We start from the raw sequence: 15220 nt of genomic DNA, 5'->3' as shown, positions 1-15220 counted from the left end.
GGAGTTCGAATTCATGCAAATACGTCCGCTGCACAAACTGCTGTGCGCCGCCCTCGGTCTGGGGATCAGTCTGAGCGCCAGCGCTGCCGATCCACTGAAGGTCGGTTTCGTCTACATCGGCCCGATCGGTGATCACGGCTGGACGTATCAGCATGAGCAGGGGCGCAAGGCTCTTGCCGAGAAATTCGGCAATCAGATCACCACCAATTACGTCGAGAACGTCGCCGAAGGAGCCGACGCCGAGCGGGTGATCCGCAACATGGCCAAGGACAAATATGATCTGATCTTCACCACCTCGTTCGGCTACATGAACCCGACGCTGAAAGTCGCCAAGCAATTTCCCAAGGTGACTTTCGAACACGCCACCGGCTACAAACAGGACAAGAACCTCGGCACCTATCTGGCGCGCACCTACGAGGGCCGTTACGTCGGCGGCTTCCTTGCGGCGAAGATGACCAAGACCAAAAAGATCGGCTATGTCGCCTCGTTCCCGATCCCCGAGGTGATCCGCGATATCAACTCGATTCAACTGGCCTTGAACAAATACAACCCGGGCACCGAGATCAAGGTGGTGTGGGTCAACTCCTGGTTCGATCCGGGCAAGGAAGCCGATGCGGCCAACGCGCTGATCGATCAGGGCGTCGATGTGGTGTTCCAGCACACCGACAGTCCGGCACCGATTCAGGCCGCTGAACGTCGTGGCGTGTATGCGGTGGGTTATGCCTCGGACATGGCGCACTTCGGCCCGAAAGCCGTGCTGACGTCGATCGTCAACGACTGGGCACCGCACTATATTCAGGCGACGCAAAGCGTGATCGATCACACCTGGAAATCCCAGGATTACTGGGGCGGGTTGAAGGAAGGCACGGTTGAACTGCCGATCAGCGACTTGGTGCCAGCGCCGGTGAAAGCCGAGGCCGAGCAGATCATTGCCGACATCAAGAGCGGTGCCTTCCAACCGTTCACCGGGCCGATCAAGGATCAGGCCGGGGTCGAGAAAATCCCGGCGGGCGTGAGCGCGACCAATGCGGAACTGGCGTCGATGAACTATTACGTTGAAGGCATGAAGGCGGAGATGCCGAAGTAACGCCAGTCCTACCACCGTCCCTTGTAGGAGTGAGCCTGCTCGCGATAGCGGTGGGTCATTCAGCAAAAGTGTCGCCTGATACACTGCTATCGCGAGCAGGCTCACTCCTACATTTGATCTTCAGCGCTCTCAAGGATTGTGTATGGATCAGCTTCCGATCATCGATATCAGCCCGCTCTACTCCGACGACGAAAACGCCTGGCCTGCGGTCGCCGGGCAGATTGACCAAGCCTGCCGCGAATGGGGCTTTTTCTACATCAAGGGTCACCCTATTTCGCCGCAGCGCATCGACGTCGTGCTCGATCAGACTCAGCGTTTCTTTGCCCTGCCCGCCGCAGAAAAACTCAAGATCGACATCACCCAGACCCGCCACCATCGCGGCTACGGCGCCATCGCCACTGAGCAACTCGACCCGAGCAAACCCAGCGACCTCAAAGAAACCTTCGACATGGGCCTGCACCTGCCGGCCAGCCATCCCGACGTGCTCGCGGAAAAACCTCTACGCGGACCGAACCGTCATCCAGCGCAAGCGGGATGGGCAGACTTGATGGAGCAGCACTACCTCGACATGCAGGCCCTCGCGCAGACCCTGTTGCGCGCGATGACCCTGGCGCTGAACATCGAACGTGATTTCTTCGACAGCCGCTTCGTGGATCCGGTCAGCGTGCTGCGCATGATCCATTACCCACCGCGCCACACCGCCAGTTCCGCCGAGCAGCAAGGCGCCGGTGCGCACACCGATTACGGCTGCATCACCCTGCTCTATCAGGACAGCGCCGGCGGTCTGCAAGTGAAAAACGTCAAAGGCGAATGGATCGACGCGCCACCGATTGAAGGCACTTTCGTGGTCAACCTCGGCGACATGATGGCGCGCTGGAGCAACGACCGTTATCGCTCGACCCCGCACCGGGTGATCAGCCCGCTCGGGGTGGATCGCTACTCGATGCCATTCTTCGCCGAGCCGCACCCGGACACGCGCATCGAATGCCTGCCCGGTTGTCAGGACGCAGCGCATCCAGCGAAATATCCGACCACCACTTGCGCCGAATTCCTCCTGTCGCGCTTCGCCGATACCTACGCTTATCGCCGCGAGCAGGAAGCCGTTTGATGGATCGCTTGGTCAGGTTTTGCCAATTGTTTCGGCGAGCATCTGTAGAATGCCATCATTGCACCTGATGAGAAAAGAATATGTACGACTGGCTCAACGCCTTGCCCAAGGCTGAACTGCACCTGCATCTGGAAGGCTCGCTGGAGCCCGAGCTGCTGTTCGCCCTGGCCGAACGCAACAAGATCGCCCTGCCGTGGAACGACGTGGAAACCCTGCGCAAGGCTTACGCCTTCAACAACCTGCAGGAATTCCTCGACCTCTATTACCAGGGCGCTGATGTACTGCGCACTTCGCAGGATTTCTACGACCTGACCTGGGCGTACCTGTTGCGCTGCAAGGCGCAGAACGTGATTCACACCGAACCGTTCTTCGACCCGCAGACCCACACCGATCGGGGCATTCCGTTCGAAGTGGTGCTCAACGGCATCGCCGCGGCATTGAAGGATGGCGAGCAGCAACTGGGCATCACCAGCGGTTTGATCCTCAGCTTCCTGCGCCACTTGAGCGAAGAAGAAGCCGAGAAAACCCTCGATCAGGCGCTGCCGTTCCGTGACGCGTTTGTCGCAGTCGGTCTGGACAGTTCCGAGATGGGCCACCCGCCGAGCAAGTTCCAGCGTGTGTTCGATCGTGCCCGACACGAAGGTTTCCTGACCGTTGCCCACGCCGGCGAAGAAGGCCCGCCGGAATACATCTGGGAAGCCATCGACCTGCTGAAAATCCAGCGCATCGACCATGGCGTGCGCGCCATCGAAGACGAACGTCTGATGCAGCGGATCATCGACGAACAGATCCCACTGACCGTGTGCCCGCTGTCGAACACCAAGCTTTGCGTGTTCGATCACATGTCGCAGCACAACATTCTCGACATGCTCGAGCGTGGCGTGAAGGTCACGGTGAACTCCGATGACCCGGCGTACTTCGGTGGTTACGTGACCGAGAACTTCTACGCGCTGCATGAGCATTTGGGCATGACCCAGGATCAGGCCAAGCGTTTGGCGCAGAACAGCCTCGATGCGCGCCTGGTAAAACCGTAAGCAACACTGCAAAACCCTTGTAGGCCTTCGCCTGCTCGCGATGGCGGAGTGTCAGACACAGATGTGTTAGCTGACAGAACGCAATCGCGAGCAGGCTCACTCCTACATTGGATCGGTGTTAGCCGATGGATTGGGCTTCTGTCAGCTCTTCCAGGGTTTTACCGCGCGTCTCCATCCCGAACAGCCACACCACCCCCGCCGCAATCGCAAAGCACGCCGCGCCCAGCGCAAACACCCCGCCCTGCCCGGTTATCGGGAACACCAGCCCGGTCACCAATGGCCCGAGCAACGAGCCGACGCGGCCAATCGCCGAAGCAAACCCTGAGCCCGTCGCACGTGCCGAGGTCGGATACAGCTCCGGCGTGTAGGTGTAGAGCACCGCCCACATCCCGAACAGGAAAAACTGCATCAGCAGCCCGGTACTGATCAACAGCGCCACGTTGCCGCCAAACACCGCGCTTTGCCCGTAGAGAAACGCCATCACCCCGCCACCGAGCAACGTGACGATACACACCGGTTTACGCCCCCAGCGTTCGACCAGCCACGCGGCCATGAGAAACCCGGGAATGCCCCCCAGCGAAATCAGCACCGTGTAATAAACCGACTGCGTCACGGCAAAACCCGACTGTTGCAACAGTGCACTCAGCCACGACGTCAGCCCGTAAAAACCGAGCAGCGCAAAAAACCACAGACTCCAGATCATCGTCGTGCGCTGGCGATACTGCGGTGACCAGATCTGCTTGAGCGCCGAAAAGAAATTGCCCGGTGGCGTCACCGTACGCGGCAAGCGAATCGGTTCCGGCAGCGCCGCACCGCCGATCGAAGCACGTACCCGCGCTTCGATGCCGCTCAGCACCTTGTCCGCCGCGTCATCTCGCCCGGCCTGCTCCAGCCAGCGAGGTGACTCGGGAATGAAGAAGCGGATCGCCAGCACGAACACCGCCGGTACCGCCAACACCAGAAAGATGTCACGCCAGCCAATCAGCGGCAGCAGGAAATACGAAAGCACGCCGGCAGCGACAAAACCCAACGGCCAGAAGCCATCCATCAAGGCGATGTAGCGCCCCCGTCGCTGGGCGGGAATCAACTCGGACAACATCGACTGCGCAATCGGAAACTCCATGCCCATGCCGATTCCCAACAGAATGCGAAACAGTGTCAGTGTCTCGACCGTTTGCGCCGTCGAGCACAGGTAACTCGCCACCCCCCACAGGACGATGCTCCACTGGAACACCGGTTTGCGCCCGAAGCGATCGGCGAGCATGCCTGACAACGAGGCGCCCAGTACCATGCCGAAGAAACTCGAGCTGGCGAGCAGCCCAGCCTGGGCGCTGCTCAGGCCGAACTCGGCTTTGATCGAGCCGAGGAGGAAAGTCATCATCGCCAGATCCATGGAGTCGAAGAAAAACGCCAAGGCAATGATGATGAAAATGATCCGGTGATAACCACTGACCGGCAGTCGTTCCAAGCGTTCTGCCGCACTGAAGCCCTGAGTGTCCATGCCGCCTACCCCATCCGAAAAGTCCCCGGATCGAGTGTGCGCGATAGCGTCCCTGCGCTCGTGCTGGATGCGACCTGTTCGCAGTCGTAGGCGACAGCCCCGAACGGTGGTGACGCACGGCTCTACTACGCCATTTGTAGAGCGGTTTCTTTGGCGAAGCGCAGCAATTCTCGCTCCCCGGTGGCCGACAGTTGCAGCGCTCTTGAATCATTGGGCAAGGTCAGCCAGCCGGATTGCATGAACAGTTGCAGCAGCGCCGCGCCGAGCGAGCCCCCCATGTGCGGTCGACGTTCGCTCCAGTCCGGACATGCGCAGGCCACCTGCACATTGCGATGGGCCAGCGCCTGGATAAACACCCCACGTCCGGCCAGTTGCTTTGCGCCCTTATGCGTCACTACCACGCGCAGCTCAAACTGTTCGATCCAGCCGGCGTCGAGCAATCGCTGATAAAGATCGGCAGCCAGCGTCCCGCCCAGATGATCATCACAAAAGCGAGCGCGCAACAACGATGACGGCGCGGCCTGCGGTTTCGCCAAGGGCGTGGAGCGTTTGAACATCTCGGGGATTTCTCGCGGGGTGCTGGCGATGGTGGCGCTGGCCAGCGCTTCTATCGCCGCGCCGACCTCCGGTGCCGAGAGGCGGAAAAAACGCTTGCGACCACGGACTTCGACCTTTAACAGACCGCCCGTGGACAGCCGCGCCAGATGCGCGCTGGCCGACGACGGTGACAGCCCTGCCAGTAGCGCAAGCTCCTCGGTTTGCCGGGCCGAACCATCCATCAACGCCCACATCATCGCGCTGCGCTTGGGGTCGGCCAGCAACGTGGCGATCTGGCTGATGCAAGGTGCATGTTCCATGTATTCACTCCCTGTGGAATCGTATCGTCTACTGCTCGCAGACATCTTGACCAGTAATGAGTCGGCGGCCAAGACGCGAAAAACGCCATGAGCCGGGGCAATGCAGCCCCTTGACACAACATCTTCCGGCACCGACGTCGCGGCCTTGCGCAGCCCTGACTTGAACAGGACCCACTCAGTCTGACGGTGTCCGCGCCGGGGTTTCGGTACTGGCATGAGGCGGGCGCTAGTATAAGCGGGATGCAGGCCCCGTCCCGCGCCGGAGCCTGCGCGGGTGGTGATTGTTCCTGACAGAAATTTCTCTATTTAACTGCGACTAATGATCAAGTTTCGAGAAAACGGGAAATTGACTACTCACTGCAGCGCATCGGCTGGCGAGCATTTCCCTCAACAGGTTCACCGGCTTACTCAATTGCGCGCGATGTGCGCACAGTAAATTCAGCGGAGCGCGCTCGCACAGCAACTCCGGCATCAGCACCTTGAGCCGTCCGGCCAGCACATCGGTCGCCACGTCGAGCCAGGATTTATAGGCAATTCCTGCCCCTGCCACCGCCCATAACCGCACGACGTCGGCGTCATCACTGAAGCGGTCGCCACTCACGGTCAGACCGACTTCGCGTTTGCCGTCATGAAAACTCCAATGGTCGTGGATCCGGCTGCCTAGCATGTACAACAGGCAATTGTGCTGGGCCAGTTGTTCGAGCTGATGCGGTTCGCCGTGCCGGGCCAGGTAGGTCGGGGATGCGCAGAGCACGCGGCGGTTCTCCGGAGCGATCGGCAGGGCGACCAGGCTGGAGTCCTCCGGCTCGCCATAGCGCAAGGCGATATCCACTGGCTGGCGAAACAGATCCGCGATGCGGTCACCGAGCAGCAGGCGCACCGTCAGTTTCGGGTGCTCGCGCTGAAACTCGTCGAGCCACGGCAACAGCAGGTTGCGCCCGAAATCCGAAGGCGCCGACAGCTGCAGGATCCCACTCACCTGATCCTGCCCGCTGGCGAGCAGGCGCCGTCCCTCATCGATATTGCTCAATGCTGCCCGCGCGTATTCGAGAAAGCCTTCCCCCTCGGCAGTCAGGCGCAAGCTGCGCGTCGAACGGGCCAGCAAACGAGCGCCGAGTTGCTGTTCGATACGCTTGAGCGCAGCGCTGGCCACGGCGGCAGACATGTCCATCACCCGGGCTGCCGCCGACAGACTGCCCAGATCCGCCGCCCGGACAAACAACTGCAAGTCATCGAAACGCAGCATTCTCAGCCTCGATTATCAAAAAAATATTGAAAGAGACTGCTCTTTTAGCCGGTTTTATCTTGCACAGAAATAGCCAATCATCTGTTCATCGAATTCATTTCGCTTCTCTGGAGCCAAACATGTCCCAGCCATTCACCGCTATCGCAACCCTGATTGCCAAACCCGGCCAGCAGGATCTGCTCGAACAGGGCCTGCGCGCATTGGTTGCACCGAGTCGTGCCGAGGAGGGTTGCAGCCAGTACGACCTGCATCGTGATCTCGCCGATCCCCAGGTGTTCTACGTAATCGAACACTGGGCCATTGAAGAGATTCTCCAGGCGCACAACGCCAGCGCGCATTTCCTGCACTTCCAGGCCACTGCCGGCCAGACCATCGAACACTTCCAGCTCAAGCGCCTCGGCGCGATTGCCTGAACCCTTCTTCCATCAACTCTACGGAGCCTTTCATGAAAGCCATCGCCTATTACGCTTCCCTGCCGATCAGCGACGCCACATCCCTGCAAGACATCGAACTGCCAGAACCGGTCGCCGGCCCACGCGACCTGCTGGTGGAGGTCAAAGCCATCTCGGTCAACCCGGTCGATACCAAAGTGCGGCAGAACGTGGCACCGGAAAACGGCGCGGCGAAAGTGCTGGGCTGGGACGTCGCCGGTGTGGTCAAGGCTGTCGGCAGCGAGGTGACGCTGTTCAAGGCTGGCGACAAAGTCTTTTACGCCGGCTCCATCGCCCGCGCCGGCGGCAACAGCGAGATGCACGTGGTCGATGAACGCATTGTCGGCCATATGCCCAAATCGCTCGGTTTCGCCGAAGCCGCCGCCCTGCCGCTGACCGCGATCACCGCTTGGGAGTTGCTGTTCGAACGCCTGCAAATCTGCGAAGGCACAACCAATGAAGGACAGAGCCTGCTGATCGTCGGCGCGGCGGGGGGCGTGGGTTCGATTCTGACGCAACTGGCCAAGCAGTTGACCGGCCTGAACGTGATTGGCACCGCGTCCCGCGAGCAGACTCGTGACTGGGTGAAGGCGCTGGGCGCCGATCTGGTGATTGACCACAGCCAGCCGCTGAGCGAAGAACTGAAACGTGCGGGCATCAACAACGTGACCCATGTCGCCAGTCTGACCCAGACCGATCAGCATCTCGATCAACTGGTCGAGGCCCTGGCGCCGCAAGGCAAACTGGCGTTGATCGACGATCCGAAGTCGCTCGACGTGAGCAAACTCAAGCGCAAGAGCCTGTCGCTGCACTGGGAGTTCATGTACACCCGTTCGCTGTTCGAGACGCCAGACATGATCGAACAGCACAAACTGCTCAACCGCGTGGCTGAACTGATTGATGCCGGGACGTTGAAGACCACGGTGGGCGAGCATTTCGGCACGATCAATGCGAGCAACCTGCGCCGCGCCCATGAGTTGCTGGAAAGTGGCAAAGCCAAGGGGAAAATTGTTTTAGAAGGTTTCCAAGACTGAAAAATCGAAGCCCTCGGCAGCGCTTACACGGGCTGCGAGGGCTTTTTGCCGTCAGTCCGACAGTTGACCCTTGTCACAATTGCGATCGTATTCAGGACTACAATCGAAGCCTCTGCGGTACATCTTTTACGCAAGGGAGGTCAGCAATGAAGATCCTGATAAAAGAAGTGGCAAAGTCTCAATGGCAAGTTCGTCTGGACCAACACGCCGTGACATTTCGCAGTGAAGCCGAAGCACTGGCCTTCACCCGCACTCTCGAAGCACGAATTTGCGCGCCCCATCAGTTTCCCGACCGCAGCCAGCAGCGCGCTGCCGGCTGAGAATTCACGCCTCGGCCTGGGCTTGCGCCAGTGCCCGCGCGTTCTGCAGACGGCGGGTGAACATTGCGACGCACACCACCAGTACACCGCAAATACTGATGACAATTGCCATCGGTACAGCCGTGCCGTCGTGCAACACGCCCACCAGTGCTGAAGCGCCAGCGGCGACGCTGAACTGCATGCAGCCGAGCAACGCCGAAGCACTGCCGGCGCGCCCGCCCTGCCCGTTCATCGCGCAAGCGGCGGCGTTGGGGCTGATGCAGCCGAGGCTGGACACACAGATGAACAGCGGAATCAGCAGCGGCCACAGGGACTCGGTGTGCAGGGCGCTGACTGCGAGCAACGTCAGTCCCGCCGCCAGATAAACCCACACTGCCCGCGCCAGCAGGAACGCCGGGCCACGCTTGACCAACAGTCGCGCGTTGACCTGGGCCACCAGAATGAAACCCGCCGCGTTGGTGCCGAATAACCAGCCAAAATGCTCGGCCGGCACGCCGTACAGTTTAATGAAGATGAACGGCGAACCGGCGATGTAAGCGAACATCCCGGCGATGGCGATACCACCGGTCAGGGCATGGCCGAGGTAGACGCGATCCTTGAGCAGTCGCCCGTATTGGCGCAATGCCCCGGACAACGGTTGGCGCGGCATGTGCGCCGGCATGCTTTCCGGCAGACCCAGCGCCACGGCCAGTCCGGCCAGCGCGCTGAAACCGGTCAGCACCAGGAAGATCGACTGCCAGCCTGTGGTATTGACCAACAGACCGCCGAGCATCGGCGCCAGAATCGGCGCCAGGCCCATCACCAGCATCAACTGCGAGAAGACTTTGGCCGAACCGACCGCATCGCACTTGTCGCTGACCACTGCACGGGAGATCACCATCCCTGCGCAACCGCCCAACGCCTGCACGAAGCGCGCGCCGATCAGCCATTCGAGGTTCGGCGCGTAGGCGCAGGCCAGCGAGGCCAAGGTGAACAGCGTAAGCCCCACCAGCAGCGGGACGCGGCGGCCAAAGCGATCCGCCACGGGCCCGTAAAGCAGTTGGCCGATGGACAGGCCGGCGAAATACGCCGCCAGCGTCATCTGCACATGTTTCTCGTCAGTGCCGAACGCCAGCGCCATCGAGGGAAATGCGGGTAAGTAGAAGTCGATTGCCAAGGGCCCGAAGGCGGTCAAGGCACCGAGAATCAGAATGATACGGAAATTCATCAGGCATCCAGTCAGGCAAGTCGGCAGCCCGACAGTCTAGCTGCGGCTGGGCGCCTTGAACATTCCGATAGCTCGCTAACTATAAAAACAGCAAAAGATCGCAGCCTGCGGCAGCTCCTACAGGACGCATTCCAATGCAGGTGCTGCCGCAGGCTGCGATCTTTTGCTTTTAGGCGAGTTTGACCGCGTAGCCTTCTTCGCTGATGACCTCGATCACCTGTTTGGCGCTCAGCGCACTTTCGACGCCGACCTCTTTTGCCGCCAGATCGACGCGTACGCTCGCCGCCGGGTCTTTGGCCTGAACCGCGTTGGTGATGGCTTTGACGCAGTGACCGCAGGACATGCCTTCAACGTTGAACACTTGCATGAAGTGACTCCTTTGAGTGAGGTTGCCGGCAGTGTCGAGCTTGCCACGATGGCAAGGTCAAGTTCTGCAATAAACTGCCGGGCTGGCAATCGGCGCCGCGCTCGGCCAAGCTGCGTGCATCAATGACTCGAATTCAGGAGATTCAGCCATGCGCTGGTCAGCTTTCAGCCTGTTTGGCTTCCTCAGCCTTTTTGCCGCCCTCCCCCAAGCGCAAGCCGCCGGCGAGGATTACGCGGTGCTGATCATTTCCCGCGAGCGTCTGGAAGTGTCGACCTCCTGCGAGATCGGCGTGTACATCCAGGATCAACTCTCGGCGCGACTGCTGCAGGAGCAAAGCATCTCCTTCAACCTGCCGCCGGGCACGGTGTCGCTGCGCTTGAAATTGCTGCCGGGCCAGGTCGCCGGTTGCAATCCGGGCATGCTTGCGCCGGGTTCGCAGGAGATCAAGCTGCGTGCCGGGGATGTGCTGAAGTATCGGTTGGCGATGAATTCCGAAGGCGTCTATCTGAAACGCGCCGATCTCGAATACTGATTTATGCGCGTGATCGTTCCCACGCTCCGCGTGGGAATGCAGCCATGGACGCTCCGCGTCCCTATGCGTGACGCAGAGCGTCACAGGAGGCATTCCCACGCGGAGCGTGGGAACGATCACGGCAGGAAGATTGGCGCTTGACCTTGCCCGCATGGCAAGGTTGATCCTTGTAGGCATCTACTACAGGGAGTACGACCGATGTCCGATTCCATCACTTTCGACCTGCCGATTGCCGGCATGACCTGCGCCAGTTGCGCCGGGCGCGTCGAGCGGGCCTTGAGCAAAGTCAGCGGCGCCAGTGCCGTCAGCGTCAATCTCGCCACCGAACAGGCCCGCGTGCAGGCACCCGGCGACAGTCTGCCGGCGTTGATGGACGCGGTCGAACGCGCCGGTTACAGCGTGCCGCAGCAAACGATCGAACTGAACATCGACGGCATGACCTGCGCCTCTTGCGTCGGTCGCGTCGAGCGCGCCCTGAACAAAGTCCCCGGCGTGAAAAGTGTCAGCGTCAACCTGGCCAACGAGCGCGCGCACCTCGAACTGCTCGGTCAGGTCGATTCACAAGCCCTGCTCGACGCCGTCAGCAAGGCCGGCTACTCGGCCAGCGTCTGGCAAGCCGAACATCCGCAAACCGATACCCAGCAACAGAAACTCACGCATGAACGCTGGGCGCTGATCTGCGCGATTGCCCTCGCCCTGCCGCTGGTGGCGCCGATGTTGCTGCAACCGTTCGGCATCCACTGGATGCTCCCGGCCTGGGCGCAATTTGCCCTCGCCACACCGGTGCAATTCATTTTCGGTGCGCGGTTTTATGTCGCCGCATGGAAAGCCGTGCGTGCCGGCGCCGGCAACATGGACTTGCTGGTCGCCCTCGGCACCAGCGCCGGTTATGGCCTGAGCCTTTATGAATGGGCCACCGCTGCCGGGCGTATGCCGCATCTGTATTTCGAAGCATCGGCGGTGGTCATCGCCCTGGTGCTGCTGGGCAAATATCTGGAGAGCCGCGCCAAACGCCAGACCGCCAGCGCCATCCGCGCCCTCGAGGCGTTACGCCCGGAACGGGCCATTCAAGTGATCGACGGTCGCGAGCAGGATGTCGCCATCAGCGCTCTGCGCCTCAACGATCTGGTGCTGGTCAAACCCGGAGAACGCTTTCCCGTTGATGGTGAAGTCATCGAAGGCCAGAGCCACGCCGATGAAGCGCTGATCAGCGGCGAAAGCCTGCCGGTGCCGAAACAACCGGGGGACAAGGTCACTGGTGGCGCGATCAACGGTGAAGGTCGTTTGCTGGTGCGCACTCAAGCGCTCGGCGCGGAAACGGTATTGGCGCGGATCATTCGCCTGGTCGAAGACGCTCAAGCTGCCAAGGCACCGATCCAGAAACTGGTGGACAAAGTCAGCCAGATCTTCGTGCCTGCGGTGTTGTTGATCGCCTTGGCGACACTGATTGGCTGGTGGCTGTATGGCGCGCCAATGGAAACCGCACTGATCAATGCCGTCGCGGTTCTGGTCATCGCCTGCCCGTGTGCACTGGGCCTCGCCACGCCGACCGCAATCATGGCCGGCACGGGTGTCGCGGCGCGCCACGGCATTCTGATCAAGGATGCCGAAGCGCTGGAGCGTGCCCATGAAGTCAGCAGCGTGGTGTTCGACAAGACCGGCACACTGACCTCCGGCACGCCACGTATTGCCCATTTCAGTGCAGTAGATGGAGATGAAAACAATCTGCTGAAACTGGCGGGAGCGTTGCAACGTGGCAGCGAACATCCGCTGGCCAAAGCGGTGCTGGATGCTGCAGCCGAACGTGAACTGACCGTCCCGGATGTCAGCGACAGCCAATCCCTGACCGGGCGCGGCATCGCCGGCAATCTTGATGGCCGACGCCTTGCACTGGGCAATCGGCGGATGCTCGAAGAGAGCGGCTTGAGCGCCGGCGACCTCACCGAATCTGCCAAAGCCTGGGAAACCGAGGGTCGCACGCTGTCGTGGCTGATCGAGCAAAGCCCGGAACCGCGCGTGCTCGGTTTGTTCGCCTTTGGCGATACCTTGAAACCCGGCGCACTGGAAGCCGTGCAGCAGCTCGCCGCGCGAGATATCCATAGCCATTTGCTGACCGGCGACAACCGTGGCAGTGCTCGGGTGGTGGCCGAGGCACTGGGCATCCGCAATGTCCATGCCGAAGTACTGCCAGCCGACAAAGCCGCCACCGTCGCCGAGCTGAAAAAAACCGGCGTGGTCGCCATGGTCGGTGACGGTATCAACGACGCCCCGGCCCTCGCTGCTGCTGACATCGGCATTGCCATGGGCGGCGGCACCGACGTCGCCATGCACGCGGCGGGCATCACCCTGATGCGCGGCGATCCACGTCTGGTGCCGGCGGCGCTGGAAATCAGCCGCAAGACTTACGCGAAGATCCGCCAGAACCTGTTCTGGGCCTTCATCTACAACCTGATCGGCATTCCGCTGGCAGCGTTTGGCTTCCTGAATCCGGTACTGGCCGGCGCGGCGATGGCGCTGTCGAGCGTCAGCGTGGTGAGCAATGCGCTACTGTTGAAAACCTGGAAACCCAAGGATCTGGAGGAGCACCGATGAACATCGGTCAAGCGGCCAAACACAGTGGCCTGAGCGCGAAAATGATCCGCTATTACGAGTCGATCGGTTTGCTCAAAGCGGCCCATCGCACCGACAGCGGCTATCGCGTCTACGGCGATGACGACCTGCACACGCTGGCGTTCATCAAGCGCTCGCGGGATCTGGGCTTTTCGCTGGAAGAGGTCGGCAAACTGCTGACCCTCTGGCAGGATCGCCAACGCGCCAGCGCCGATGTGAAGGCGTTGGCGCGCCAGCACATCGACGAGCTGAATCAGAAGATCCGCGAACTCGGCGAGTTGCGCGACACCCTGCAGGACCTGGTCGAGCACTGCAACGGCGACCATCGCCCTGACTGCCCGATCCTCAAGGAACTGGCGTCGGGCTGCTGCGCGCAACCCGCCCGCGTCTGAGCGCCAACAGCTTCACCGCCAGCAACGTACCGAGGGGAATGCCGTGGAACAACATGACCACGGCACCCGGCGTCCACCACTCGTAGAACGGCGCGGCGATAAGCATGCCGATGCCGAACCCGGTCATTTGCAGCAGGGTCAGGAAACTGAAAATCGGCAGACGCAGTTGTTCCGGTTCGCGCTGCAGGCGCGACATCAGGCTGACTTCGCTAATGCCATCGCCCAAACCCGCCGGCAGTGAAAATAGCAGCAATCCGTAAAGACTGTGCTGCTGGAACATCAGGATGAAACCGCAGGACATCAGTGCCACGCCGAGAAAATAGCGGCGCTGCAGATCGCCGTTGTCCGAGCGTTTGAGGCGGCTGGCGATCCGTGCGCCAAGCAGTTTGCCGCTGGCCCACACCGCCAGCATCAGACCCAGCGTGGTGCTCGCAGAATCAGGCGTGAGCAGTCTGGAAATAATCGGGAAACCAACATTGTGTGCGGCGCTGCCCAAGGTATCGGCCATCGTCACGGCGAGCATGGCGGCAATCACTGGTGCACTGCGCAAGCCCTGTTTGAGGGCGGACCATTCGCCGCGCTCCGGCGCGTGGTTGACCGTGGGCGCTTCGAAACGCAGCGGCACGATCAGCAACGCCGCCAGCAAGTAGGTCGCAGCATTCAGGGCGAACACCGTTTCAAATCCAAAACCGGCCACCAGCAAACCGGACACCAGGCTGCCACCGACCATCGCCGCCGAAGAGGCCGACGTGATCCAGGCGTTGGCCTTGAGCAATTGATCGCAGGGGATCAGACGCGGCAACTGGCTGTTGAGGCCGATGGCGAACATGGAATTGCCCAGACCCAGACCGAAGGCAACCACCGGCAAGAAGATCGACTGCTGTGCAACAGGCACGATCAGCAGCAAACCGAGCAGGCTCGCCCGCAGCAGATCGAAGGCAATCAACGGCACGCGCCCACCCCAGCGGCGGTAAAACGCGGTGCCGATCAGACTGGCAAATATCCCCCCGCCGACACGGCTGGCGAGAAAAATCCCGACGCTCATGGCGCTGTTGCTCAGCAGGTAGACGTAAGTGGCCAGCGCGACCATGTTGAGGAAAGCGCCGAAATCGGAGATCAGCCGAGCGGTGACGATCAGGTGGGTATTGCGCGCAGTGCTCACATTCAATCCTTGAGTGTGGTTGGAGCGGTGGACAGTAGACGTGAATTTGCGTTGATCCGAAAGGGGCCCTCACCCTAACCCTCTCCCAAGGGGAGAGGGAACTGATTGGGGGATGCTTCAAAGATGCGCCGACGTGAAAGAGCCTTACCGAATCCACAATCAACCCGGTAGCCCATTCCATAATCAACTCGGTATTTCAGGTCGATGTAAATCGACAGACAGCGCGGTCGGCCCCCTCTCCCAAGGGGAGAGGGGACTGATTGGGGGATGCTTCAAAGATGCGCCGACGTGAAAGTGCCTTACCGAATCCACAATCAACCCGGTAGCCCATT

15 protein-coding genes are annotated in these 15220 nt (G+C 60.9%); 9 read left to right on the top strand and 6 right to left on the bottom strand.

The window, feature by feature from the left end; all coding sequences use genetic code 11:
• The first annotated feature begins 13 nt into the window (after positions 1–13).
• The 3 genes from CQ009_RS29340 (at position 14) to CQ009_RS29330 (ending at position 3229) form a co-directional block, all read left to right on the top strand.
• Positions 14–1087 carry a BMP family ABC transporter substrate-binding protein gene (locus CQ009_RS29340; RefSeq protein WP_105709456.1) on the top strand — a complete coding sequence of 358 codons (1074 nt, stop codon included), beginning with the start codon at positions 14–16 and terminating at the stop codon, positions 1085–1087.
• Between the two features lie 142 nt (positions 1088–1229).
• Entirely contained in the window at positions 1230–2195 is a 966-nt protein-coding gene (locus CQ009_RS29335) for a 2-oxoglutarate and iron-dependent oxygenase domain-containing protein (RefSeq protein WP_105709449.1), read from the top strand.
• Positions 2196–2275: 80 nt separating this feature from the next.
• Positions 2276–3229, top strand: a complete 954-nt coding sequence (locus tag CQ009_RS29330) for an adenosine deaminase (RefSeq protein WP_008082147.1) — start codon at positions 2276–2278, stop codon at positions 3227–3229.
• Between the two features lie 118 nt (positions 3230–3347).
• Here CQ009_RS29330 and CQ009_RS29325 read toward each other — a convergent pair whose 3' ends face one another.
• The 3 genes from CQ009_RS29325 to CQ009_RS29315 form a co-directional block, all read right to left on the bottom strand.
• Entirely contained in the window at positions 3348–4730 is a 1383-nt protein-coding gene (locus CQ009_RS29325) for an MFS transporter (protein WP_064387753.1), read from the bottom strand.
• 125 nt (positions 4731–4855) lie between these two features.
• A complete protein-coding gene (locus CQ009_RS29320; RefSeq protein WP_064387754.1) occupies positions 4856–5587 on the bottom strand; it encodes a helix-turn-helix transcriptional regulator in 732 nt (243 codons plus the stop codon).
• Between the two features lie 316 nt (positions 5588–5903).
• Positions 5904–6833: a LysR family transcriptional regulator gene (locus CQ009_RS29315; protein ID WP_105709448.1), complete on the bottom strand. Its 930-nt coding sequence runs from the start codon at positions 6831–6833 to the stop codon at positions 5904–5906.
• A gap of 119 nt (positions 6834–6952) precedes the next feature.
• Here CQ009_RS29315 and CQ009_RS29310 point away from each other — a divergent pair, with 119 nt between their 5' ends.
• The 3 genes from CQ009_RS29310 to CQ009_RS30130 all read left to right on the top strand — a co-directional run bounded on the left by CQ009_RS29310 (position 6953) and on the right by CQ009_RS30130 (position 8618).
• Positions 6953–7246 (top strand): putative quinol monooxygenase, encoded by a 294-nt coding sequence (locus CQ009_RS29310; RefSeq protein ID WP_105709447.1) that lies wholly within the window; start codon positions 6953–6955, stop codon positions 7244–7246.
• A gap of 32 nt (positions 7247–7278) precedes the next feature.
• Positions 7279–8298, top strand: a complete 1020-nt coding sequence (locus tag CQ009_RS29305; RefSeq protein WP_105709446.1) for a zinc-binding alcohol dehydrogenase family protein — start codon at positions 7279–7281, stop codon at positions 8296–8298.
• Between the two features lie 146 nt (positions 8299–8444).
• On the top strand, positions 8445–8618 hold the full coding sequence (locus CQ009_RS30130; protein ID WP_163024159.1) for a hypothetical protein: 174 nt from the start codon (positions 8445–8447) through the stop codon (positions 8616–8618).
• 4 nt (positions 8619–8622) lie between these two features.
• Here CQ009_RS30130 and CQ009_RS29300 read toward each other — a convergent pair whose 3' ends face one another.
• Both CQ009_RS29300 and CQ009_RS29295 read right to left on the bottom strand, forming a co-directional pair.
• Entirely contained in the window at positions 8623–9825 is a 1203-nt protein-coding gene (locus CQ009_RS29300; RefSeq protein WP_105709445.1) for a multidrug effflux MFS transporter, read from the bottom strand.
• 169 nt (positions 9826–9994) lie between these two features.
• Positions 9995–10192, bottom strand: a complete 198-nt coding sequence (locus tag CQ009_RS29295) for a cation transporter (protein ID WP_064387759.1) — start codon at positions 10190–10192, stop codon at positions 9995–9997.
• 148 nt (positions 10193–10340) lie between these two features.
• Between CQ009_RS29295 and CQ009_RS29290 the strand changes: the two genes are divergently transcribed.
• From CQ009_RS29290 to cueR, 3 genes are all read left to right on the top strand, one after another.
• Entirely contained in the window at positions 10341–10724 is a 384-nt protein-coding gene (locus CQ009_RS29290; RefSeq protein WP_064387760.1) for a hypothetical protein, read from the top strand.
• A 198-nt stretch (positions 10725–10922) separates the two neighbouring features.
• The gene (gene cueA, locus CQ009_RS29285) at positions 10923–13316 is read left to right on the top strand and encodes a copper resistance metal-translocating P1-type ATPase CueA (RefSeq protein WP_064387761.1); all 2394 of its coding nucleotides are present in this window, start codon (positions 10923–10925) and stop codon (positions 13314–13316) included.
• Positions 13313–13726 carry a Cu(I)-responsive transcriptional regulator gene (gene cueR / locus CQ009_RS29280; protein ID WP_064387762.1) on the top strand — a complete coding sequence of 138 codons (414 nt, stop codon included), beginning with the start codon at positions 13313–13315 and terminating at the stop codon, positions 13724–13726. The genes cueA and cueR overlap by 4 nt, the downstream gene beginning before the upstream one ends.
• Here the strand turns inward: cueR and CQ009_RS29275 are convergent.
• Positions 13680–14888 (bottom strand): MFS transporter, encoded by a 1209-nt coding sequence (locus CQ009_RS29275; protein WP_105709444.1) that lies wholly within the window; start codon positions 14886–14888, stop codon positions 13680–13682. The two genes, cueR and CQ009_RS29275, sit on opposite strands and share 47 nt — an antisense overlap.
• Positions 14889–15220: the final 332 nt, after the last annotated feature.

The sequence above is a fragment of the Pseudomonas sp. MYb2 genome (genome assembly GCF_002979955.1).
Lineage (GTDB): Bacteria > Pseudomonadota > Gammaproteobacteria > Pseudomonadales > Pseudomonadaceae > Aquipseudomonas.
Note: the sequence above shows the minus strand (reverse complement) of the source record. Positions and strands in the feature narration are given on the sequence as shown.

Coding starts and splice junctions, on each gene's coding strand:
- CQ009_RS29340 (WP_105709456.1), top strand. CDS start 14: ATGCAAATACGTCCGCTGCACAAACTGCTGTGCGCCGCCCTCGGTCTG.
- CQ009_RS29335 (WP_105709449.1), top strand. CDS start 1,230: ATGGATCAGCTTCCGATCATCGATATCAGCCCGCTCTACTCCGACGAC.
- CQ009_RS29330 (WP_008082147.1), top strand. CDS start 2,276: ATGTACGACTGGCTCAACGCCTTGCCCAAGGCTGAACTGCACCTGCAT.
- CQ009_RS29325 (WP_064387753.1), bottom strand. CDS start 4,730: ATGGACACTCAGGGCTTCAGTGCGGCAGAACGCTTGGAACGACTGCCG.
- CQ009_RS29320 (WP_064387754.1), bottom strand. CDS start 5,587: ATGGAACATGCACCTTGCATCAGCCAGATCGCCACGTTGCTGGCCGAC.
- CQ009_RS29315 (WP_105709448.1), bottom strand. CDS start 6,833: ATGCTGCGTTTCGATGACTTGCAGTTGTTTGTCCGGGCGGCGGATCTG.
- CQ009_RS29310 (WP_105709447.1), top strand. CDS start 6,953: ATGTCCCAGCCATTCACCGCTATCGCAACCCTGATTGCCAAACCCGGC.
- CQ009_RS29305 (WP_105709446.1), top strand. CDS start 7,279: ATGAAAGCCATCGCCTATTACGCTTCCCTGCCGATCAGCGACGCCACA.
- CQ009_RS30130 (WP_163024159.1), top strand. CDS start 8,445: ATGAAGATCCTGATAAAAGAAGTGGCAAAGTCTCAATGGCAAGTTCGT.
- CQ009_RS29300 (WP_105709445.1), bottom strand. CDS start 9,825: ATGAATTTCCGTATCATTCTGATTCTCGGTGCCTTGACCGCCTTCGGG.
- CQ009_RS29295 (WP_064387759.1), bottom strand. CDS start 10,192: ATGCAAGTGTTCAACGTTGAAGGCATGTCCTGCGGTCACTGCGTCAAA.
- CQ009_RS29290 (WP_064387760.1), top strand. CDS start 10,341: ATGCGCTGGTCAGCTTTCAGCCTGTTTGGCTTCCTCAGCCTTTTTGCC.
- cueA (WP_064387761.1), top strand. CDS start 10,923: ATGTCCGATTCCATCACTTTCGACCTGCCGATTGCCGGCATGACCTGC.
- cueR (WP_064387762.1), top strand. CDS start 13,313: ATGAACATCGGTCAAGCGGCCAAACACAGTGGCCTGAGCGCGAAAATG.